Source organism: Alsobacter soli (assembly GCF_003004785.1).
Classification (GTDB): Bacteria; Pseudomonadota; Alphaproteobacteria; order Rhizobiales; family Beijerinckiaceae; genus Alsobacter; species Alsobacter soli.
This window is the reverse complement of record NZ_PVZS01000004.1, coordinates 155029-175296: the sequence shown is the minus strand read 5'-3', so window position 1 is coordinate 175296 and position 20268 is coordinate 155029. Positions and strand designations below refer to the sequence as shown.

Below are 20268 nucleotides of genomic sequence, written 5' to 3'. Positions count from 1 at the left end.
AACATGCAACCAAAAAGTTGCGCATCGGAGTAATTTCGCCCAGAGCGCGTTCTAGTGGCTCTCGCGCGGCACGTCATGCCCGCGGCAGCCCACCAGGAAGTCGAGATCGGCGCCGCGGTCGGCCTGCAGCACGCGCTCGACATAGAGGCTCTGGTAGCCGCCCTTCATGGCCGGCGCGGGCGCGCTCCAGGCGGCCTTTCGGCGGGCGAGTTCGTCATCGGACACGTCCACGTGCAGGCGCCGCGCCTCGACATCGAGCTCGATGGCGTCGCCGTCCCGCACCAGCGCGATGGGACCGCCCACGGCGGCCTCGGGCGCGGCGTGCAGCACGACCGTGCCGAAGGCGGTGCCGCTCATGCGCGCATCCGAGATCCGCACCATGTCGCGCACCCCGCGCTCCAGCAGCTTCTTCGGCAGGGCCATGTTGCCCACCTCAGCCATGCCCGGATAGCCCTTGGGGCCGCAGTTCTGCAGCACCATCACGCAGCTTTCGTCGATGTCGAGAGCCGGGTCGTCCACCCGGGCCTTGTAGTCCTCGATGGAATTGAACACGACGGCGCGGCCCCGGTGGCGCATGAGTTCGGGCGAGGCGGCCGACGGCTTCAGGATCGCGCCGTTCGGCGCCAGGTTGCCGCGCAGCACCGCGATGCCGCCATGGGCGAGCAGCGGGTTGCCGCGAGGACGGATCACGTCGGGATTGTAGTTCCGGGCGCCCGCGATGGCCTCGCCCAGGTTGCGGCCGGTCACCGTCAGGACATCCAGGTCGAGGACGTCCGACAGCTCCTGCATCACGGCCGGGATGCCGCCGGCGTAGCAGAAGTCCTCCATGAGATACTGCCCGGAGGGCATGAGGTTCACCAGGGTGGGCACGTCCCGGCCGAAGTGGTCCCAGCAGTCCAGGGTGAGGTTCACGCCGACCCGACCGGCGATGGCGAGCAGGTGCACCACCGCGTTGGTGGAGCCCCCGATGGCGGCGTTCATCCGGATCGCGTTGGCGAAGGCCTTCTTGGTCAGCACCTGCGAGAGCCTCAGGTCCTCGTGCACCATGGCGACGATGCGCCGCCCCGTGAGCCGGGCGAGCCGCGCCCGGTGGGCGTCGACCGCCGGGTAGGCCGCGTTGCCCGGCAGGGTGACGCCGAGCGATTCCGCCATGCTGGCCATGGTGGAGGCCGTGCCCATGGTCATGCAGTGGCCGGGCGAGCGCGACATGGCGTTCTCGGCGGCCATGAAGTCGTCCCGGCTCATCACGCCGGCGCGCACGTCCTCGGAGAACTTCCACACGTCCGTGCCGGAGCCGATGTCCATGCCGCGGAACTTGCCGTTCAGCATGGGGCCGCCGGAGATCAGGATGGTGGGCAGGTCGCAGCTCGCCGCGCCCATCAGCAGCGACGGCGTGGTCTTGTCGCAGCCCGCCATCAGCACGACGCCGTCCATGGGGTTGCCGCGGATGCTCTCCTCCACGTCCATGGATGCGAGATTGCGGAACAGCATGGCGGTGGGCCGCAGGTTCGACTCGCCGCACGAGAACACCGGGAATTCCAGCGGCAGGCCGCCAGCCTCCAGCACGCCCGCCTTGATGTGCTCCACAAGGCCGCGGAAATGCGCGTTGCAGGGCGTCAGCTCGGAGAACGTGTTGCAGATGCCGATCACCGGCCGCCCGTCGAAGGCGTCGTTCGGCAGGCCGTTGTTCTTCATCCAGGAGCGGTGGATGAAGCTGTCCTTTGAGTCTCCCCCGAACCAGGCCTGCGAGCGAAGCGTGCGGCGGGGCGGCGTGGACATGGGCGTTCTCCCGGGAGGTTCTGATTTGGCGCGCACATTGCGCGAGATCGCCCGCGCCGTCGCGCCCATGCTGGCGCAGGCCCCATGCGCCCGCCGCATGGCGATCGATCGCACCTCTCGCCGTCATGGCCGGGCTTGTCCCGGCCACCCGGGCCCCGGGGCCGCTGCGTGCATCCCCGGGACGAGCCCGGGGATGACGGCTGAAGGGCTTACGTCACAGCGTCTGACCGCGCGCTTCTTTCCCCGTCATGGCCGGGCTCGTCCCGGCCATCCACGCCCGAGGGNCATCCCCGGGACGAGCCCGGGGATGACGGCTGAAGGGCTTACGTCACAGCGTCTGACCGCGCGCTTCTTTCCCCGTCATGGCCGGGCTCGTCCCGGCCATCCACGCCCGAGGGCGCCGCGTGGATCCCCGGGACAAGCCCGGGGAATGACGGGGAGAGTGCAGGAGCCAGTCGCCCTCCGATTTGCGCTAGATCGTGGCGCGGGAGCGGGTCTGGGGGGATGCTCGCGGGACGAGAGGTCCCCCGATGCAGGATCAGCTTTCCAACACCGCGACGACCCGGCCGGACCTGCGCGCCGGATTGGGCGAGGCCGAGGCCGCGCGGCGGCTTGCGCAGGTCGGGCCCAACCTGGCGGTGATCGCGGTTCGCCGCAGCCTGCTGGCCCGCATCGCCAAGCGGCTGATGGAGCCGCTCGTCGCCATCCTGCTCATCGCCGCCGTGATCTCGGGCGCGACGGGCGATTGGCGCAGCTTCGGCGTGATCGTCGTCATCGTGCTGCTGTCCACCGCGCTGGACATCGCCCAGGAGCGCAAGGCCGAGGACGTGGTCACGGCGCTGCGTCGCTCCGTCGCCGTCAAGGCGACGGTCCGGCGCGACGGCGCGCTGCGCGAGATCCCGGTGCATGACATCGTGCCCGGAGACGTCGTGCGCCTGACCGCCGGCCAGTCGGCGCCCGCCGATGGCGTCGTGCTGGAGGAGCGCGACGCCATGGCGGACGAGGCCGCCCTGACCGGCGAGCCCTATGCGGTCGAGAAGCGCGCGGCGCCGGACCCGTCGGTCCCGGGCGACGACCCCGCCTGCCGGCTCTTCGCCGGCACGAGCCTGGTGAGCGGCGAGGCCGAGATGCTGGTCACCGAGACCGGCGCCCGAACCCGCTTCGGCTCCATCGCGGCCTCCGTGCAGGCGACGGAACCCCCGACCGCCTTCGAGCGCGGCGTCCATGCGCTCGGCATGCTCATCCTGCGGCTCACCGGCTTCCTGGTGCTCTTCGTGCTGCTGACGCAGCTGATGCGCCAGGGTCTGACGCTGGAAAGCTTCATGTTCGCGGTGGCGCTGGCGGTCGGGCTCACGCCCGAGCTGCTGCCCATGATCATGACGGTGACGCTCGCCAGCGGCGCGGCGCGCATGGCGAAGCGCAAGGTCGTGGTCAAGCGCCTTTCGGCCATCCACGACCTCGGCGGGATGGACGTCCTGTGCACGGACAAGACCGGCACGCTGACCCAGGCCCACATCACCCATGTGGGGAGCCTGGCTGCGGACGGCGGAGACGGCGCGGCCGTGACTGCGGCCCTGTGGTGGAACAGCCGCCTCGTCGGCGGCGCGCGCACCAACCTGGACGACGCGATCCTGGCCTTGCCCGCGCCGGCCGAAACGGCCGAGCGCGTGGCCGACCTGCCCTTCGACTTCGAGCGCCGCCGCTCCTCCGTGCTCCTGCGCCGGGGAGAGGGGACGGAGCTGGTCGTCAAGGGCGCTCCCGAGGCGCTCCTGTCGCTCTGCGACAGGGTGCAGGCCGGCGGCGCCGAGCGTCCCCTGGATGTGAACGAGCGGACGCGGCTGGAGGGCCTGATCGACGCGAAGGGACGGGAGGGCCTGCGCCTCCTGGGCGTGGCTCGCCGGGCGTTCCCGGCGGCCAAGGACAGCCTGGGCAAGGCCGACGAGTCCGGGCTCGTGTTCCTGGGCTTCGCCATGTTCCTGGACCCGCCCAAGGCCTCCGCCACGGAGGCGGTGACCCGGCTCGTCGAGGCGGGCGTCCGGGTGAAGATCGTCTCCGGCGACGCCGCAGCCGTCGTGCGCCACCTCGTCGAGACCCTGAAGCTGCCCGCGAAGGGCATGCTCACGGGAGCCGAGATCGCCGCGCTCGGCGACGCCGCGCTGGTGAAGCGCGTGCGCGAGGTGGACCTCTTCGTCCGTGTCGCGCCCGACCAGAAGAGCCGCATCGTGCGGGCCCTGCGCCGTGCCGGGAAGACGGTCGGCTTTATGGGCGACGGCATCAACGACGCCCCCGCGATCCACGCCGCCGACGTGGGCCTCTCGGTGGACGACGCCACGGACGTCGCCCGCGAGGCGGCCGATATTATCCTGCTGGATTCGGACCTCGGCGTGCTGGCCGACGGTGTCGCCGAGGGCCGGCGCACCTACGCCAACATCATGAAATACGTGCGCATGGGGGCGAGCTCGAACTTCGGCAATATGCTGTCCATGGCGCTGGCCTCGCTGGTGCTGCCTTTCCTGCCGCTCGCGCCCCTCCAGATCCTGCTCAACAACCTGCTCTACGACGTCTCGGAGGTGGGCATCCCCTTCGACCAGGCCGACCCCGAGAGCATGGCCCGCCCGCGCGCCTGGGACATGCGCCAGGTGCTGCGCTTCACGCTCATCATGGGGCCGCTGTCGTCCGTGTTCGATCTCGCCACCTTCGCCCTGCTGCGCCTGGCGTTCGACGCGGACGTGGAGGTGTTCAGGACAGCCTGGTTCGTGGAGTCGATCACGACCCAGATCCTGGTGATCTTCCTGATCCGCACGGCCCGGCCGTTCTGGTCCAGCCGCCCGCATCCGGCGCTGGCGGCCACCTCGCTGGGCGCGCTGGCGGCGGCGCTGCTGATCGCGCTGACGCCGGTCGGCCGATTGCTGGGCTTCGCGGCCCTGCCTGCGCCGGTCCTCGCCGCCATGGCGATGGTGAGCCTGGCCTACCTGGTCTTGGCCGAGAAGTTGAAGCGGGTCGCCATGCGCGGGCGCCACGGAGTCGTGGCGCCGTGACACTCAGGCGCCGGCGCCCTCGATGGCGCTGCGCAGGCTCGCCAGGTCGAAGGGCTTGCTGATCACCGGCGCGTCCTTGTAGCCGGGGTCGAGCCCCGCCCGGCCATATCCGGTCGCGAACACGAACGGCACGCCGCGGGCCGCCAGCACGTCGGCCACCGGAAACGACATGCGCCCGTCCAGGTTGACGTCCAGGATCGCGAAGTCGATCGCCGCCGTGCGCGCCATGTCCAGCGCCTGGGGCAGCCGCATGGCGAGTCCCGCCACGTCGTGCCCGAGGTCGACCACCATGTCCTCGAGCAGCAGCGCGATGGTCATCTCGTCTTCCACGATGAGGATGCGCAGCGCCATCGTCATTCGTCGTCGTAGACGGTGAGCGGCGCATCGACGACGCACACGAGCCCGTCCGGCTCGAACCGCATGGCGACCGTTCCGCCCATCTCGGCCGCGAGGCCGCGCTCGATGAGGCGTGCGCCGAAGCCCCGCCGCGCCGGCGGCGCCACAGGCGGCCCGCCGCTTTCGCGCCATTCGAGCGTGAACCGCGGGTGGAGCCCTTCGCCGTCCCGAACCGCCCATGTGATCGCGACCCGGCCCTCCGGGACGGACCAGGCGCCGTACTTCAGCGCATTGGTGGACAGCTCGTGCGCCGCCATGGACAGGGCCAGGGCCGTTTTGGGCGTGAGCCGGACCTCGGGCCCGTCCAGATGGACGCGTCCCGGCTCGTCGTGCACGTGCGGCCGGAGCGCCTGCTCCAGCACGCCGTGCAGCGACACGCCCACGCCCCGTTCGCCCGTGAGCAGGTCGTTCGCCTGCGCCAGCGCCATGATCCGGGCCTCGAAGCTCGCCTGCGCCTGGGCCAGCGATTCCGCGCTCCGGAAGGTCTGCGTGGCGATGGCGTGCGTCATCGCGAGGTTGTTTTTCACGCGGTGGTTGAGTTCGTTGACCACGAGCCGCAGGTGCTGCTCCGCCCGCTTGCGCTCCGTGACGTCGCTGGCCGCGCCGAACCACTCCACGATGGCGCCGCTCTCGTCCACCAGCGGGATCGCCCGCGACGACAGCCAGCCGACCGACCCGTCGACCTGGCGCACCCGATGCTCCAGCTGGAAGGCGCCCTTGCGGGCCAGGGCGTCCGCGATCGCCGAGAGGACCAGCCCCTGGTCCTCGGGGTGAACATAATCCTCCAGCCAAGCGACGGTCGGCTCTTCCGTGCCGGCGAGGATGCCCCGGCCGTCGAGCCGGCGCATTTCCTTCCAGTCCGCGCTCATGCGGTAGAGCACGTCGGAGGTGGCGTGGACGAGGGCGCGGAAGCGCTCCTCGCTGGTCCGAACCCGCTCTTCGGCCTCCGTGCGCTCCGTGACGTCGTAGCCTTCGATGAAGATGCCCGTGACCTGGCCGTTCACGTCCAGCACCGGCTGGAAGACGAAATCCACGTAGCGGGGGACCTCGGGGCCGCCCGGCGCGCGCTGCACGAGGACGCGGGCGCCGGTCCCCACATAGGCCTGGCCGGAATGGAAGACCTTGTCGAGGATGTCCACGAAGCCTTGACGCGCCATCTCGGGCAGGGCGTCCCGCATGCTCTTGCCGATCACCTCGCGAGGGCCGACAAGCTGCATGTAGGCCGGGTTGGCGAGTTCGAACACATGGTCCGGGCCCGTCAGCAGCGCCATCAGGCCCGGCGCCTGTTCGAACAGCCGCGTCAGTCGCTCGCGATCGGCCAGCACGCGCCGGTCCGCCCGCACCCGCTCGGTCGTCTCCACCACGATCGCGATGACGCCGGCGGGGCGCCCGCTCTCATCCAGCACGGGCGAGTAGTCCAGGTTCATCCACACCTGCTCGGGCCGGCCGTGCCGGAAGAGCGTGAGCTCCTGGTCCTTGTACGCCAGCGTGCCGCCCGCGAGCCCCACCCTCATGACGTTGTCGTTGAAGTCGGCGACCTCCGGCCAGCCCTCGCGCACCTTGGAGCCCAGCAACTGCGGGTGACGGCCGCCTGCGAAGCCCGAATAGGCGTCGTTGTAGATCATGACGCCGTCCTCGCCCCACAGCAGGACGATGGGCACGGGCGAGAGCAGCAGGGTCTGCGTGACCGTCTTCAGGCTCTGGGGCCAGAGCGCGAGCGGGCCCAGGCTCGTTTGCGACCAGTCGAAGGCGCGAATGAGCTCGCCCAACTCGCCGCCGCCGGCGGGAAACGCGGGCCGGGCCTCGGTCGAGCCGGATGCGCTCAGGGGGACGTCCAATGGCGGTGATCCTCTCGCGCTCCCGCTCCGGTGAGAACGCCGGCGCGAGAGCGAGACTCGAAGCTCAGAACACCCCCGCTCCTAGTTAGTTCGATCGGACCGCAAAGGCAAAGCGCGAGCCGCCAAATCCACGCCTTTTGAGGTGATGGAACCTACCGTCTGATGGATTCCCCGATCTGCTCGACAGCCCATTCCACCTGCTCGGGCGCAATCACCAACGGCGGCGAGATGCGGATCGTATGTCCATGCGTGTCCTTGGCCAGGATCCCGCGCTCCTTCAGCGCCAGGCAGTACCGCCGGGCCCCGCCCGCCTCGGGATGCAGTTCCACGGCCAGCATGAGCCCCCGACCTCGCACCTCGCGGACGAGGTTGCTGCCGAGGCTTTCCAGTCCAGCCTTCATCAGCGCGCCCTGCCGGGCGGCGTTCTCGATCATCCCTTCCTCGACCAGCACCTTGAGCGCCATGCGGGCGACCGCGCAGGCCAGCGGATTGCCCCCGAAGGTGCTGCCGTGCTGGCCGGGCTTCAGCACCCCGAGAACCTCCGTGTTCGAAAGGACGGCCGAGACCGGGTAGAAGCCGCCGGACAGCGCCTTGCCGAGAAGCGTCACGTCGGCCTCCACGCCTTCGTGCTCTTCCGCCAGCAACTTGCCGGTGCGGCCGAGACCCGTTTGGATCTCGTCCAGGATCATGGTGACGCCGTGGCGCGTGCAAAGCTCCCGCACCCTCCTCAGGTAACCTGCGGGCGGGATGATCACGCCGGCCTCGCCCTGGATCGGCTCGATGAGCACCGCCACCGTGTTGGGCGTGATCGACCGCTCGAGCGCTTCGGGGTCGCCAAACGGCACGGTGACGAACCCCGGCGCGAACGGTCCGAAGTTGCCGCGCGCCTCCGGGTCGGTGCTGAAGCCCACGATGCCGAGCGTCCGGCCGTGGAAGTTTTCGGCCGCCACGATGATCTCCGCCTGGCCGGCGGGCACGCCCTTCACCTCGTACCCCCACTTGCGGACAGCCTTGACGGCCGTCTCGACCGCCTCCGCGCCCGTGTTCATGGGCAGGACCTTGTGCGAGCCCGTCAGGGCCGCGATCTCCTCGTAGAAGTGCGCGAGCTGGTCGTTGCGGAACGCCCGGGACGTCAGGGTGAGCCTGCGCGCCTGCGCGATCATGGCTTCCAGGATGCGCGGGTGGCAGTGCCCCTGGTTCACGGCCGAATAGGCGGACAGGCAGTCGAGGTAGCGCTTCCCGTCCACGTCCCACACCCAGACGCCTTCGCCGCGGCTGAGCACCACGTCCAGGGGGGCGTAGTTGTGGGCTCCGAGCAATTGCTCGACGGCGATGAAGTCGGTCGCATGAACGCTCATCCCACAACTCCCATGAAGTTGGACCCGTTGGGCTTCAGGCTCGGACGGCGCGTGCCCACCTCCCGGCGCAGGAGGATGGAGCGGCCGAGCAGGCTGGAGGCCAGGTCGGCCATCAGCAGCGCGCTCTTGCCTCGCTCGTCCAGGAAGGGATTGAGCTCCACCAGGTCGACGGAGCCGACCAGCCCGCTGTCGTGCAGCAGCTCCATCACGAGATGCGCCTCGCGATAGGTCGCCCCGCCCGGCACGGTGGTGCCGACCCCGGGCGCGATGTGCGGGTCGAGGAAATCGACGTCGAGGCTCACATGCAGGTGCGTGCGCTCCGGGTCGAGCCCCTCCAGGAACTGCCGCATCAGCACGGAGACCCCGAACTCGTCGATGGCCCGCATGTCGGAGCAGCCCAGGCCATGCGCATGGATCGCCTCGCGCTCCTGCGCGTCGATGGAGCGGATGCCGAACAGGTGCACCCGGGACGTCGGGACGGGCGGGAAGGAGCGGCCGCCCAGCAGGGGCGCGAGGCTCGGGTCGCCGCACAGGAAGGCGACCGACATGCCGTGCATGTTGCCGGAGGGCGTTGTCTCCGGCGTGTTGAAGTCCGAATGGGCGTCAACCCAGAGCACCACGAGGTCGCGGTCCTGCTCCCTGCAACGCCGCGCCACCGCGCTGACGGAGCCCATGCTGAGGCTGTGGTCCCCGCCCATAAAGATCGGCAGGCCGTCCGACTGGAGGACCTCGTAGGCGCGATCATGGATGACGCGGGTCCAGGCCGCCACTTCGGCGACGTTGCGACAGCGCTCCGCCAAAGGCTGAAGGTCCGCCGTGAGAGCGTAATCCGGAGCGGCGATGTCGCCATGGTCAGTGACGCCGTAGCCCAGGCCGGCGAGCGCCTGGGGCAGCCCCGCCGTGCGCAGGGCCGCCGGCCCCATCAGCGTGCCGCGGGCGCCCGCGCCGTATTCCAGCGGGATCCCCAGCAGGGCGACGGAGGGCAGGTCCTGGGCGTCGGCGGGCTTCAGGGAGGAGGGGGCGCGGTGCAAGGGACGTCTCCAGTAGCGGTGCCTCCATCATGAATGCGCAGGCCATCGAACGAATAGGCAGCAATGTGCTACAAATCGGCAGGCTGCTAACATTACGAGGGCTAAGCATGGCGAATCGGCAAGTCGGCGCGACGCTCGACGAAATCGACCGCCGTCTGGTCGAGCTCTTGCGTAAGGACTCGCGCATGCCGGCCGCCACCCTCGCTCGAGCGCTTTCCGTGTCGCGCGGAACCGTGATGAACCGCATCGCCCGGCTCACGCGCGAAGGCGTCATCCTGGGCTTCACGGCTCGGCTCGCCAGCGAGACGGGCGCCGGGGTTCGGGCCCTGATCATGCTCGAGGCGCGCTCGGTGGACATCAAGCCTGTGGTCGGCGCGCTGAAGCGCCTGCCCGAGGCGACCCGCATCTTCTCCACGACGGGGCGGTGGGATCTGGCCGTGGAGTTGATCGCCCACGACCTCGCCAGCCTCGACCAGGCGATCTCGGCCATCCGCTCCATACGCGGCGTCTCGCATTCGGAGACGAGCATCCTGCTCACGGAATTGTAGCGCTCCGGCGCCGCAGCACGACGATGCTCGGACCCGCGTCGCCGCTCGGCGCGTTATTGTCCGCTGGCCGACCATCCGGCGGAACCCTCCCCAATACTTGCCTGTTCTGCCGGCGAGCCGACCTGCTTTCGGCTGGAGGAGGGTGCGCGCAGTGCCGCAAGCGGGGCGCCGAGATCGTGCCAGCATCATCCTGAAAGCCGTGCTGGCCTGCGGGATGGCCTGCGCGCTGTCCGGCTGCAACACCGGCATCCTCGACCCCAAGGGGCCCGTGGGGGCGGCCGAGCGCACGATCCTGCTCAACTCCACCGTGATCATGCTGGCGATCGTCATCCCCACGATCATCGCCACGCTCGCCTTCGCGTGGTGGTACCGCGCCTCCAACACCCGCGCCCGCTTCCGGCCGGACTTCGTTTATTCCGGCCAGGTTGAGTTGATCGTCTGGTCGATCCCGACCCTCGTGATCCTGTTCCTGGGCGGCGTGATCTGGATCGGCTCCTACGAGCTCGATCCCGGCAAGCCGCTGAGCCAGGACAAGCACCTGGAGGTCCAGGTCGTCTCCCTCGATTGGAAGTGGCTGTTCATCTACCCCGAGCAGGGCGTGGCGAGCGTGAACCAGCTCGTGATCCCGGCGGGGCAGCCGGTCCATTTCAGCATCACCTCGGCCAGCGTCATGAACGTGTTCTTCGTGCCCGAGCTCGGCAGCATGATCTACGCCATGAACCGGATGGCCACGAACCTGAACCTCCAGGCCGACCACCCTGGCGAGTTCCACGGCATGTCGGCCATGTTCAGCGGGGACGGCTTCCCGGACATGCAGTTCAAGGTGCGCGCCGTTTCGGACGGCGACTTCCAGAACTGGGTGAGGACGGCGCAAGCCGCCGGCCAGGCGCTGGATCGCACCGCCTACACGCAGCTGGCCAAGCAGAGCCGCAATGTGGCGCCGACCACCTTCCGGGGCGTCGAGCCCCACCTCTTCGACGCCATTGTCCGCCAGGACATCCCGCCCGCGCCCGGCCCCGAGACGGAACGCGGCGGGGCTGACGTTTCGCCCCGGCCGGGAGGTTGAGAATGCTCGGAAAGCTGAGCTGGGACGCCATTCCGTGGCATGAGCCGATCCCGATGGTCACATCGGGCGTCATCGTGCTGGTCGTCCTGGGCGTGCTCGCCTGGATCGTCATCGGCGGCCATCTGCCGTATCTGTGGCGCGAGTGGATCACCAGCGTCGACCACAAGCGCATCGGCGTCATGTACATCCTGCTGGCGCTGGCGATGCTGGTCCGCGGCTTCGCGGACGCCATCATGATGCGCTCCCAGCAGGCGGTGGCCTTCGGCAATGACGGCTACCTGCCGCCCGAGCACTACAACCAGATCTTCTCGGCCCACGGCACGATCATGATCTTCTTCGGCGCCATGCCGTTCGTGATCGGGCTGATGAACTTCGTCATCCCGCTGCAACTGGGCGTGCGCGACGTCGCCTTTCCGACGCTCAACTCGGTCGGCTTCTGGCTGACCGCCACCGGCGCGCTTCTGGTCAACATCTCGCTCGTGGTGGGCGAGTTCGCCCGCACCGGGTGGCTCCCTTATCCGCCCTTGAGCGAGGCGACATACCAGCCGGGCGTGGGCGTCGACTATTACCTCTGGGCCATCCAGATCTCGGGCGTGGGCACGCTCCTCACAGGCGTGAACCTCGTCACCACCATCCTGAAGATGCGGGCGCCCGGCATGAGCTACCTGCGCATGCCCATGTTCTGCTGGACCTCGCTGGCGTCAAACCTGTTGATCATCGCCGCCTTCCCGGTGCTCACCGCGACGCTCGCGATGCTCACCCTCGACCGCTACCTCGGCTTCCACTTCTTCACCAACGAAGCCGGCGGCAACATGATGATGTTCATGAACCTTATCTGGGCCTGGGGGCACCCGGAGGTCTACATCCTCGTCCTGCCGGCCTTCGGGGTGTTCTCCGAGGTCATCTCCACCTTCTCCAGCAAGCCGCTGTTCGGCTACCGCTCCATGGTGGTGGCGACGATGTTCATCTGCATCGTCTCCTTCACGGTGTGGCTGCACCACTTCTTCACCATGGGGGCGGGGCCGGCCGTCAACGCCGTCTTCGGCATCTCGACCAGCATCATCGCGGTCGGCACGGGGGTGAAGATCTACAACTGGCTCTTCACGATGTACGGCGGCCGCGTGCGCTTCACGACTCCGATGTTGTGGTCGTTGGGCTTCATGATCACCTTCGTGATCGGCGGCATGACGGGCGTGATGCTGGCCATTCCGCCCGCCGACTTCGTGCTCCACAATAGCATGTTCCTGGTGGCGCACTTCCACAACGTGATCATCGGCGGCGTGCTCTTCGCCGCCTTCGCGGGGCTCACCTACTGGTTCCCGAAGGCCTTCGGCTTCACCCTGGACGAGTGGTGGGGCAAGGCGGCGTTCTGGTTCGGCTTCATCGGCTTCTATGTCACGTTCATGCCGCTCTACATCGCCGGCCTCCTCGGCATGACTCGGCGCCTGCAGCGCTACGACTACGAGCCGTGGCACGTGTGGATGCTCATCGCCGCCTTCGGCACGGCCATCCTCTTCGCCGGCGTCGCCTGCCAGGTCATCCAGCTCGTGGTCAGCATCAGGCGCCGCGAGCAGCTGCGAGACGTGACTGGCGACCCGTGGGACGGCCGCTCCCTGGAATGGGCCACGGCGTCCCCGCCGCCGGTCTTCAACTTCGCCGTGCTGCCCAACGTCTCGGCCGACGAGCCCTACTGGGCCATCAAGCAGCACGCCCGCGAGCAGAACCGCCTGCGCCCCGAGCCCGAGTACGAGGAGATCGAGATGCCGCGCAACAGCCCCACGGGCTTCGTCTGCGCCTTCTTCGCCACCCTCATGGGCTTCGCGCTGATCTGGCACATCTGGTGGCTGGTCGCGCTCGGCTTCGTGGGCGCCTACGCGACCTTCGTGGTCTTCGCCTGGCGCGACGTGCCCGAATACATCATCCCGGCCTCCGAGGTGGCGCGCCTCGACCGTGAGAACCGCAGCGCCCGCAAGGAGGCGCTCGCCACCTACACGGGGCCGATGTGATGACCACCGCCGACATCGCCGCTCCCCGGCAGGACCCCTACCACATCGGCCACGGCCATGGTCATGGCAGCCTCGCCAGGGGCCACGGCGAGGGCGGGCCTGCGCCCAAGCGCATCATCGTGGGCTACGGCTTCTGGATCTTCCTGCTGAGCGACATCGTGATGTTCTCGGCCTTCTTCGCCGCCTTCGCGGTGCTGCAGGGCGAGACCGCGGGCGGGCCCTCCGGCAAGGACCTGTTCGACCTGCGCATCACGGCGATCGAGACGGGGTGCCTGCTCATCTCGAGCTTCATGTGCGGCATGGCGAGCCTCGCCGCGGAGGCGCGCCGGGCCCTGTGGTTTCACGCCGCCATGGCGGCCACCTTCGTATTCGGCGCCGCCTTCATCTATCTCGAGGTGAGGGAGTTCTGGGTCCTGGTCGAGCAGGGCGCCGGGCCGACGCGCAGCGCCTTCCTGTCGGCCTTCTTCACGCTCGTGGGCTGCCACGGCCTGCACGTCACGGCCGGCCTGCTGTGGCTGCTCACCATGATGGCCCAGATCTTCGCCAAGGGCTTCCGCCCGGACATCCTGCGCCGCTACCTGTGCTTCAGCCTGTTTTGGCACGCGCTGGACATCATCTGGGTCGCCCTGTTCACGGTCGTCTACCTGATGGGAGCGGGCGCATGACGCACGGACACGGGGAAGACCACTTCCGCGACCTCGACAGCGCCCCTGGCGACGAGCGGGAAGAGTTCGAGCTTGCGGCAGGCGTAAGGGGCTACCTCCTCGGCCTGTTCCTGGCGACGCTGCTCACAGCGATCTCCTTCGCGCTGCCATGGACGAACATCATCTGGAAGCCGGGGATCCCGGTCGCCCTGGTGGTGTTCGCCATCGCCCAGATGGGCGTGCACCTGGTGTTCTTCCTGCATATCACGACGTCGCCGGACAACACCAACAACATCCTGGCGCTCGCCTTCGGCGTGCTGATCGTGTTCCTGATCATTGGCGGCTCGATCTGGATCATGAACAACTTGAACCGCAACATGCTGCCGGGCGGCGAGCAGACGCAGATGCAGATGGGCCACTAGGCGCGGCTCATTCCGCCTGCTTGGCGTCGGCCCCGCCGGGCTGCGCCACGATCTCCAGGCTCGGTCGCCGGAACGGCAGCAGCGGCACGCCAGCCTGCTCCAGCAGCGCCCGGATGTCTCCGCCCCGCCGGTCGAGCACCCTCTGCAGCTCGCGCCGCAGCGGCAGGTTGTCCCGGCTCACCGCCATGGCGATCTCGAAGGTGAACTCCAGGGGCGCGAAGGCCTCCTCGCCCTCGAGGTTCTGGATTCTCAGCGGCACGGGGGACGCCTTGGCGACCGGCCCGGCCATCGGCCCCCAGGCGAAAGCCACGTCGACCTCGCCCTTGGCGACCGCCTCGATCAGCCGCTGCGGCGGCGAGTCCTGCCGGTAGTCGCCATAGATGGGATAGCCCTTCACGTTGTTGACGACGCCGAGCTGGGCGAGCGCATGGGCCGGCGGCGGGTTGGCGCCGTCGTCCCCGATCAGGTGCACGCCGATCGTCAGCGACTTGAGGCTCGGATCGTGCAGGTCGGTGATGTCGAGATGGCGGTCGGCCCGGGTCACGGCCACATAGGTCGAGCGGTAGTAGGGCCGCGTCCGCAGCGCCATGTCGTAGTGGTGCGCCGGCGCCCCGATCACCACGTCGCAAATGCCGGCCTTCAGGGTGTTGCGAATGAACCCGCGCCGCTGCGCCCACCAGACATAGTCAAGCGGCCTGCGGAGCTCCTCCGCCACGAGCCGCGCGATCGCGTTCTCGAAGCCCGAGCCGTCCTGCTTGGAGAACGGCGCGTTGTTGGGGTCCGCGCAGACCCGAAGCGGCGCGGGCGCATCCTCAGCCAGCCCGGGAGAGGTCGCTCCCAGAGAGCCGGCCAGGAAGAGGGCGAGCAGGGCGCCGGATCGCATGGGAGGCCTCCGCGGACGACCCACCGAAATGCGCTGCTCACGCGCGACGTTCCATCCTTCCGGATGCTCAGTACCCGACCAGCCGCAGGCAGATCCACGTGATCGCGAAGGCGACCACGAAGGCGATCAAGGCGCCCACGACGGACCGTCGGTCCCGGAAGCCGCCGGCCCTGCCGGGCCCAGCGAACAGGTACCACATGGCCACGATGAAGCCGATGATGACCGCAATGTCGTTGCGCGGCATCTCAGGCCTTCAGCTTGGAGGCCGCCGCGTCCAGCGTGGCGCGGTTCGAACCGTGTTCGCGGATCAACTGCTCGGCTTGCGCGACCGTGATCCCGTGCTTCTCCGCGAAGTAGCGGACCTCGTACCCCTCGTCCGCCGAAACGCGGCTGCGATCCTGATGGCCCCGCTTGCTCTTGTCGTCGCTCATGCCGGTTGCTCCGCTGGAGGTTGCTCGGGAGAATCGAATGGTGGTGGTTCCGGTTCCACGGAAAGAGGTTCCCGGGTCCGCGCCGGCCGTGAGCGAAAGGTCAATGCGCGCCTGGCAAACCGATCTTGAAAAGAAGTAATTCTCTAAACTGATCGACATCATGCGGCATCACCTGCCTTGCCGGCATAATCGCCTGGCTCAACCAAGGAGGTGCGCCAATGCTGAAACTCGCTTTTGCGGGACTGACGTCGCTCGTCATCGTCGCCTCGGGGCCGGCCCTTGCGCAGGGCGCGGCGCCAGGGCCCCTGGCCCAGCGCATCAGCCAGGGGGCCAGCGAGCTGCTCAACGCAGCTGACTGGAAGGCCTTGACGGAATCGCGCATCGACGTGATCAAGACCGCCCTCCAGCTGACGCCGGAGCAGGCCAAGCTATGGCCGGCCGTGGAGGACGCGATCCGTTCCCGCGCGCAGATGCGCTACCTGCGGCTGCAGGCCCTGGCGACGCCCCGCACCGAACGCCGGGACGTCATCGAACTGATGCGTGATCGGGCGGACGTTCTTTCGCAGCGCTCGGCGGCCCTGAAGAAGCTGGCCGACGCGTGGCAGCCGCTGTTCGCCACCCTCGACGGCGCCCAGAAGGCCCGTCTCAAGATCCTGGCCGTCTACATGATCCACGAGGCGCGCGACGCGGTGGAAAGCCGCCGCATGCAGCTCGAGGACGAATACGACGGCGAAGCCGTGGATTGATCTTCCAGAACGGAAGCAAGGGCAGGACCGGCGCGTGCCCGGCCTGCCCTTTCGATTCGCCGAAGAATCCTGGGTGTCTCTGATGGATGTGGCTGTCGACCTTCAGCAAAGCTTCTGGAATCGCTGGAACGCCGAGTCCCGTGAACGCTCCCGCGGCGACATCTCGCTGCGCCAAGCCGAAGTCGTTCGCTCCTGGCTGGACAGGATCGGCCGTCGAGACCTAACAATTCTGGAAGTGGGATGTGGAGCAGGCTGGTTCTGCGAGGAGCTTTCGCGCTACGGAGCGACCACCGGAACCGACCTTTCGGACGAGGTGCTGGCCCGTCAGGCAAGGAGGCTGCCCCATGTTCGATTCGTTCCGGGCGACTTCATGCGTCTCGACTTCGAGCCGCAGCATTACCACGTCATCGTCTGCCTGGAGGTCCTCTCCCATGTCGCGGACCAGGCCGCCTTCATGGAGAAGATCGCCAGCCTGCTGCGGCCCGGCGGCCAGCTGCTGATGGCGACGCAGAACAAGCCGGTGCTTCGAGATCACTGCGCCAACATCGCCCCGCCGGCCCCTGGCCAGCTGCGTAAATGGGTGGACGCCCAGGAACTGGCCGAGCTCGCATCCCCGCACTTCGTCGTCGAAGAGCTGTTCTCAGTGTCCCCGGTCGCCCACAAATGGCCGAGGCGTCTCCTGACCAGCTACAAGGTCAACCACCTGCTTCGCCCAGTGCTGGGCGACGCCCTGAGGGACTTCATGGAGGCGCGCGGCTGGGGGTGGACCCTCATGCTGCGCGCGCGCCGGCCGGAACTGGACGCCGCGGCCCGGCCCGGCTGAGCGCCTCGGTCCCGTAAGCGCACGGCCGCGGCGCTGCCGTAGCCCGAACGCCGTCCCTGGTCCGGTTGAAGCACGCTGCGTCAGTCAAGCCACGTGGTGCGCCCGCCAGGCCGGCGCTCCTAGTCGTTGCTGCTGACCCGATCCAGGTCCGGCCCTTCGGGAAGGGCGTCCTGCTCGGCCTTTTCCTTCTTGTAGGCTGCTTCGAGCACCGTGATCAGAGCCGGGTCCGTGACCGGCGCCTTGGCGGCGTCCTGGAACGTGCCGTCTTTCAGCCGGTAGTAGACTGCGCCGTTATGGCGAAACTTGAACGGCCTGCGGCCGCTCCACACGGCCAGCAGCACGATTCCCACGATGATGAGGAAGAAGGTTCCCAGCGCCACGCAACACCCCGCGTCATGGTTGCACGGCGCGGACCATAGCACTGGTTGATTGCGTTTGAAGATCTCACAGCACGCGCCTGATGCCTGAGAGGCTTGCGCCTGCAACAGACCGATGCTGCTTCAAGAAAATGGCGCGCCCGGAACGATTCGAACGTCCGACCCTCAGATTCGTAGTCTGATGCTCTATCCAGCTGAGCTACGGGCGCTTTGTGAGGTGGAAGCGCCGCAGCGCGTCCGTCACGGGCGCTTCATTAGCGGCTCGCGGAGGGATGCGCAACCCCCCGAAACACGATTGATGACGATCTTGCGAAAACGCCGGCCCGCGAGGGGCCGGCGTTCATGGCATCGCGGGAAGGCGTGCTCAGCGGCCCCAGCGCAGGGCGAGCGGCTGCAGGTCGTTGGCGAGCTCCAGCAGGCCTTTGCGGGTGTCCGGGTGCATCGGCTCGAGGGGGTGGCGAACGGCGTCGCTCTTGATCACGCCGCCCTCCATCATCACCGTCTTCGTGGCGCGCAGGCCGCATTGACGGTTCTCGTAGTTGATGAGCGGCAGGATGCGCGCATAGGCCGCCTTGGCCTCATCGCGGCGGCCCTCGCGATGGTGCTCCACCACGGGCTTGATGAGGTCGGGCAGGAGGGCGCTGGACATGGTGCCGGTCGCGCCGGCGTCCAGGTCCGCCATCAGCGTGATGGCTTCCTCGCCATCGAACGGGCCCACGATGGCCTCGCCGCCAGCCGCGATGAGGCCCCGCAGCTTGGCCGCCGCGAAGGGGGTTTCGATCTTGAAATAGGTGACGCCCGGGACCTCCCGCGCCAGCCTGGCCAGGAACGGGACCGACAGCGTGACGCCGCTCAGCGGCGCGTCCTGGACCATGATGGGGACCCCCGCGGCTTCGCTGATCTTCGCGAAGTGCTCGATCACGCCCTTCTCGTCCGCCCGCAGCCCCGTCCCATGGTAGGGCGGCATCATCATGATCATGCTGGCCCCGGCCTGGGCCGCCCGCTTCGCGCGCGCCGCCGCGATCCGGGTGCTGAAATGGCTGCAGGTGACGATCACTGGAACCCGACCGGCCACGTGCGACAGGCTGAGGTCGAGCAGCACGTCCCGCTCCTCGTCCGAAAGCAGGAACTGCTCGGAGTAGTTGGCCAGGATGCATATCCCATCCACGCCCTGGTCAATCATGCAGTCCAGCACCCGCTTCATTCCGTCCAAGTCGAGATCCTGGCTGGCCGTGAAGGGCGTGGGCGCCACGGGAAAGACCCCGCGATAGGGCTGGGCGGGCGAAGACATGGGCGTTCCTCCTGGTTCAATCGTTTCAACGCCGGGCTGCGTGAAGCCCGGCTTCGCCAAGGAGATGACCGCGTCGGGCGGCCCGGCGCAAGAGGTGCGCGCGCGATGCTTGCAACTGGCCTTGCGCTCGCGCCAGCGAGCCCTTGCAGGGGATCATTGAACCTGTGGCTTTGCCACGCGTTTCGCGGGGGCTTCGCAGTCGCTTGCGGAGGCCATGGAGAGCGCACGTCATGACCTTGAACACCCTCGATGCCTGGGCGCCCCGCATGCTGAGCGTGCTGCGCATCATGACCGGGCTGCTCTTCCTCGAGCATGGCATGCAGAAGCTGCTGTCTTTTCCTCCGGGCGGATCCCATCCGGCGTTCCTGTCGCTGCCCTGGTTCTCCGGGTTCCTGGAACTCGTCGGAGGGGCGCTGATCGTCCTTGGCCTGTTCACCCGGCCGGCGGCCTTCGTCGTGGCCGGCGAGATGGCGGTCGCCTACTTCATGGCGCATGCGCCGCGGAACTTCTTCCCGGTGAACAACGGCGGCGACGGCGCCATCCTGTACTGCTTCATCTTCCTCTATCTCGTCTTCGCCGGGCCCGGGCCCTGGAGCGTCGACGCCCGCCGGAGCGGCCGGTACTGAAGCCGTAAAGCCTCCATTCAGCTCGAAAAGCGCCTCGATCGGTCCCGACCTTTTGGGTGTGTTGCCGATGCAAGTTCCCCTGCGCCACACTGCGCCGGGGTATCGAAAGGATCGTCGTTTGATGAAGACCATTCCCGCCCTCCGCGCAGCGGTTCTCGCCTGCGTGGCGCTCGTCCCCTTCGCGGCCCCGGCTTCCGCGGCCACCTGCCGCGATCCCGCGGGCTTCGACAAGTTCCTGGACGACATCCGCGCTGAGGCGCGCGCCCGCGGCGTGTCCGACCGGGGCATCGAGGCCGGCCTGGCGGTGGCCGAGTACGACCAGGGAATCGTGTCCCGGGACCGGGGCCAGAAGGTGTTCCGCCAGAGCTTCGAGGAGTTCTCGGCCCGAATGGTCTCGAAGTACCGGCTCAGCAAGGGCCAGAGCCTGCTGCGACAGATGGCGCCGACATTCGCGCGAATCGAACAGCAGTTCGGCGTGCCCGGCCCCGTGCTGGTGGCGATATGGGGCCTGGAGACGGACTTCGGCGCCGTGAAGGGCAACTTCGGCAGCCTGCGCGCGCTCGCGAGCCTGGCCTACGACTGCCGCCGCAGCGAGATGTTCCAGAACGAGCTCATCGACGCGCTCAAGATCATCGATCGGGGCGACATGACCGCTGCGGAGATGCATGGGGCCTGGGCTGGCGAGTTCGGCCAGACCCAGTTCATGCCCTCGTCCTTCCTGAAGTTCGCGGTCGATTTCGACGGGGACGGGCGTCGCGACCTGATCCGCAGCTCGGCCGATGCGCTGGCCTCCACCGCCAACTTCCTGCACAGCTACGGCTGGCAACGCGGGCAGCCCTGGGGGCCCGGCACGGCCAACTTCGACGTGATCCTGCAATGGAACAAGTCGCAGGTGTATTCCCGCACCATCGCCTATTACGCCGAACGGCTCGCCGGCCGCGACACGGTGGGCAGCCAGTAACGGT

Annotated in this window: 20 protein-coding genes and 1 tRNA gene; 10 read left to right on the top strand and 11 right to left on the bottom strand. The window is 68.4% G+C overall.

Translation table 11 applies throughout. The features are described 5' to 3' along the window. Positions 1 to 51: 51 nt before the first annotated feature. Positions 52 to 1779: an IlvD/Edd family dehydratase gene (locus SLNSH_RS05050; protein WP_106335577.1), complete on the bottom strand. Its 1728-nt coding sequence runs from the start codon at positions 1777 to 1779 to the stop codon at positions 52 to 54. Between the two features lie 530 nt (positions 1780 to 2309). Between SLNSH_RS05050 and mgtA the strand changes: the two genes are divergently transcribed. Beyond that, entirely contained in the window at positions 2310 to 4817 is a 2508-nt protein-coding gene (gene mgtA / locus SLNSH_RS05045; protein ID WP_106335576.1) for a magnesium-translocating P-type ATPase, read from the top strand. A gap of 3 nt (positions 4818 to 4820) precedes the next feature. Here mgtA and SLNSH_RS05040 read toward each other — a convergent pair whose 3' ends face one another. The 4 genes from SLNSH_RS05040 to rocF all read right to left on the bottom strand — a co-directional run bounded on the left by SLNSH_RS05040 (position 4821) and on the right by rocF (position 9440). Then, the gene (locus SLNSH_RS05040; protein WP_425352974.1) at positions 4821 to 5168 is read right to left on the bottom strand and encodes a response regulator; all 348 of its coding nucleotides are present in this window, start codon (positions 5166 to 5168) and stop codon (positions 4821 to 4823) included. Between the two features lie 2 nt (positions 5169 to 5170). Continuing rightward, entirely contained in the window at positions 5171 to 7051 is a 1881-nt protein-coding gene (locus SLNSH_RS05035; protein WP_106335574.1) for a PAS domain-containing protein, read from the bottom strand. Between the two features lie 152 nt (positions 7052 to 7203). Further along, positions 7204 to 8409 carry an ornithine--oxo-acid transaminase gene (gene rocD, locus SLNSH_RS05030; RefSeq protein ID WP_106335573.1) on the bottom strand — a complete coding sequence of 402 codons (1206 nt, stop codon included), beginning with the start codon at positions 8407 to 8409 and terminating at the stop codon, positions 7204 to 7206. Then, positions 8406 to 9440 (bottom strand): arginase, encoded by a 1035-nt coding sequence (gene rocF / locus SLNSH_RS05025; RefSeq protein ID WP_245422057.1) that lies wholly within the window; start codon positions 9438 to 9440, stop codon positions 8406 to 8408. The genes rocD and rocF overlap by 4 nt, the downstream gene beginning before the upstream one ends. Positions 9441 to 9547: 107 nt before the next feature. Here rocF and SLNSH_RS05020 point away from each other — a divergent pair, with 107 nt between their 5' ends. The 5 genes from SLNSH_RS05020 (at position 9548) to cyoD (ending at position 14126) form a co-directional block, all read left to right on the top strand. Beyond that, a complete protein-coding gene (locus tag SLNSH_RS05020; RefSeq protein ID WP_106335572.1) occupies positions 9548 to 9988 on the top strand; it encodes an Lrp/AsnC family transcriptional regulator in 441 nt (146 codons plus the stop codon). A 214-nt stretch (positions 9989 to 10202) separates the two neighbouring features. Continuing rightward, a complete protein-coding gene (gene cyoA / locus SLNSH_RS05015) occupies positions 10203 to 11054 on the top strand; it encodes a ubiquinol oxidase subunit II (RefSeq protein ID WP_106335671.1) in 852 nt (283 codons plus the stop codon). A 2-nt stretch (positions 11055 to 11056) separates the two neighbouring features. Next, positions 11057 to 13060, top strand: coding sequence for a cytochrome o ubiquinol oxidase subunit I (gene cyoB / locus SLNSH_RS05010; RefSeq protein ID WP_106335571.1), 2004 nt, complete (start codon positions 11057 to 11059; stop codon positions 13058 to 13060). Beyond that, complete coding sequence (locus SLNSH_RS05005; protein WP_425352973.1) at positions 13057 to 13725, top strand: cytochrome (ubi)quinol oxidase subunit III; 669 nt, start codon at positions 13057 to 13059, stop codon at positions 13723 to 13725. The genes cyoB and SLNSH_RS05005 overlap by 4 nt, the downstream gene beginning before the upstream one ends. After that, a complete protein-coding gene (gene cyoD / locus SLNSH_RS05000; protein WP_106335569.1) occupies positions 13722 to 14126 on the top strand; it encodes a cytochrome o ubiquinol oxidase subunit IV in 405 nt (134 codons plus the stop codon). Before SLNSH_RS05005 ends, cyoD begins: the two co-directional genes overlap by 4 nt. A gap of 7 nt (positions 14127 to 14133) precedes the next feature. On the opposite strand, the gene SLNSH_RS04995 is transcribed toward cyoD, so the two are convergent. From SLNSH_RS04995 to SLNSH_RS04990, 3 genes are all read right to left on the bottom strand, one after another. Next, the gene (locus SLNSH_RS04995; RefSeq protein WP_106335568.1) at positions 14134 to 15009 is read right to left on the bottom strand and encodes a quinoprotein dehydrogenase-associated putative ABC transporter substrate-binding protein; all 876 of its coding nucleotides are present in this window, start codon (positions 15007 to 15009) and stop codon (positions 14134 to 14136) included. 67 nt (positions 15010 to 15076) lie between these two features. Further along, positions 15077 to 15253, bottom strand: a complete 177-nt coding sequence (locus SLNSH_RS24835; protein WP_158266683.1) for a hypothetical protein — start codon at positions 15251 to 15253, stop codon at positions 15077 to 15079. 1 nt (position 15254) lies between these two features. Continuing rightward, entirely contained in the window at positions 15255 to 15440 is a 186-nt protein-coding gene (locus SLNSH_RS04990; RefSeq protein ID WP_106335567.1) for a DUF3606 domain-containing protein, read from the bottom strand. Between the two features lie 218 nt (positions 15441 to 15658). Between SLNSH_RS04990 and SLNSH_RS04985 the strand changes: the two genes are divergently transcribed. Together SLNSH_RS04985 and SLNSH_RS04980 are read left to right on the top strand one after the other, a co-directional pair. Then, positions 15659 to 16186 (top strand): Spy/CpxP family protein refolding chaperone, encoded by a 528-nt coding sequence (locus tag SLNSH_RS04985; protein WP_106335566.1) that lies wholly within the window; start codon positions 15659 to 15661, stop codon positions 16184 to 16186. Positions 16187 to 16220: 34 nt separating this feature from the next. Next, a complete protein-coding gene (locus SLNSH_RS04980) occupies positions 16221 to 17009 on the top strand; it encodes a class I SAM-dependent methyltransferase (protein ID WP_245422056.1) in 789 nt (262 codons plus the stop codon). A 119-nt stretch (positions 17010 to 17128) separates the two neighbouring features. Here the strand turns inward: SLNSH_RS04980 and SLNSH_RS04975 are convergent, their stop codons facing one another. The 3 genes from SLNSH_RS04975 to SLNSH_RS04965 form a co-directional block, all read right to left on the bottom strand. After that, positions 17129 to 17389: a hypothetical protein gene (locus tag SLNSH_RS04975; RefSeq protein WP_106335565.1), complete on the bottom strand. Its 261-nt coding sequence runs from the start codon at positions 17387 to 17389 to the stop codon at positions 17129 to 17131. A gap of 129 nt (positions 17390 to 17518) precedes the next feature. Then, positions 17519 to 17595 (bottom strand) — tRNA-Arg (locus SLNSH_RS04970). A gap of 155 nt (positions 17596 to 17750) precedes the next feature. Then, complete coding sequence (locus SLNSH_RS04965) at positions 17751 to 18677, bottom strand: dihydrodipicolinate synthase family protein (protein ID WP_106335564.1); 927 nt, start codon at positions 18675 to 18677, stop codon at positions 17751 to 17753. A 230-nt stretch (positions 18678 to 18907) separates the two neighbouring features. Here SLNSH_RS04965 and SLNSH_RS04960 point away from each other — a divergent pair, with 230 nt between their 5' ends. Together SLNSH_RS04960 and SLNSH_RS04955 are read left to right on the top strand one after the other, a co-directional pair. Then, positions 18908 to 19303: a DoxX family protein gene (locus tag SLNSH_RS04960; RefSeq protein WP_106335563.1), complete on the top strand. Its 396-nt coding sequence runs from the start codon at positions 18908 to 18910 to the stop codon at positions 19301 to 19303. 121 nt (positions 19304 to 19424) lie between these two features. Then, on the top strand, positions 19425 to 20264 hold the full coding sequence (locus SLNSH_RS04955) for a lytic murein transglycosylase (RefSeq protein ID WP_106335562.1): 840 nt from the start codon (positions 19425 to 19427) through the stop codon (positions 20262 to 20264). Positions 20265 to 20268 lie beyond the last annotated feature (4 nt).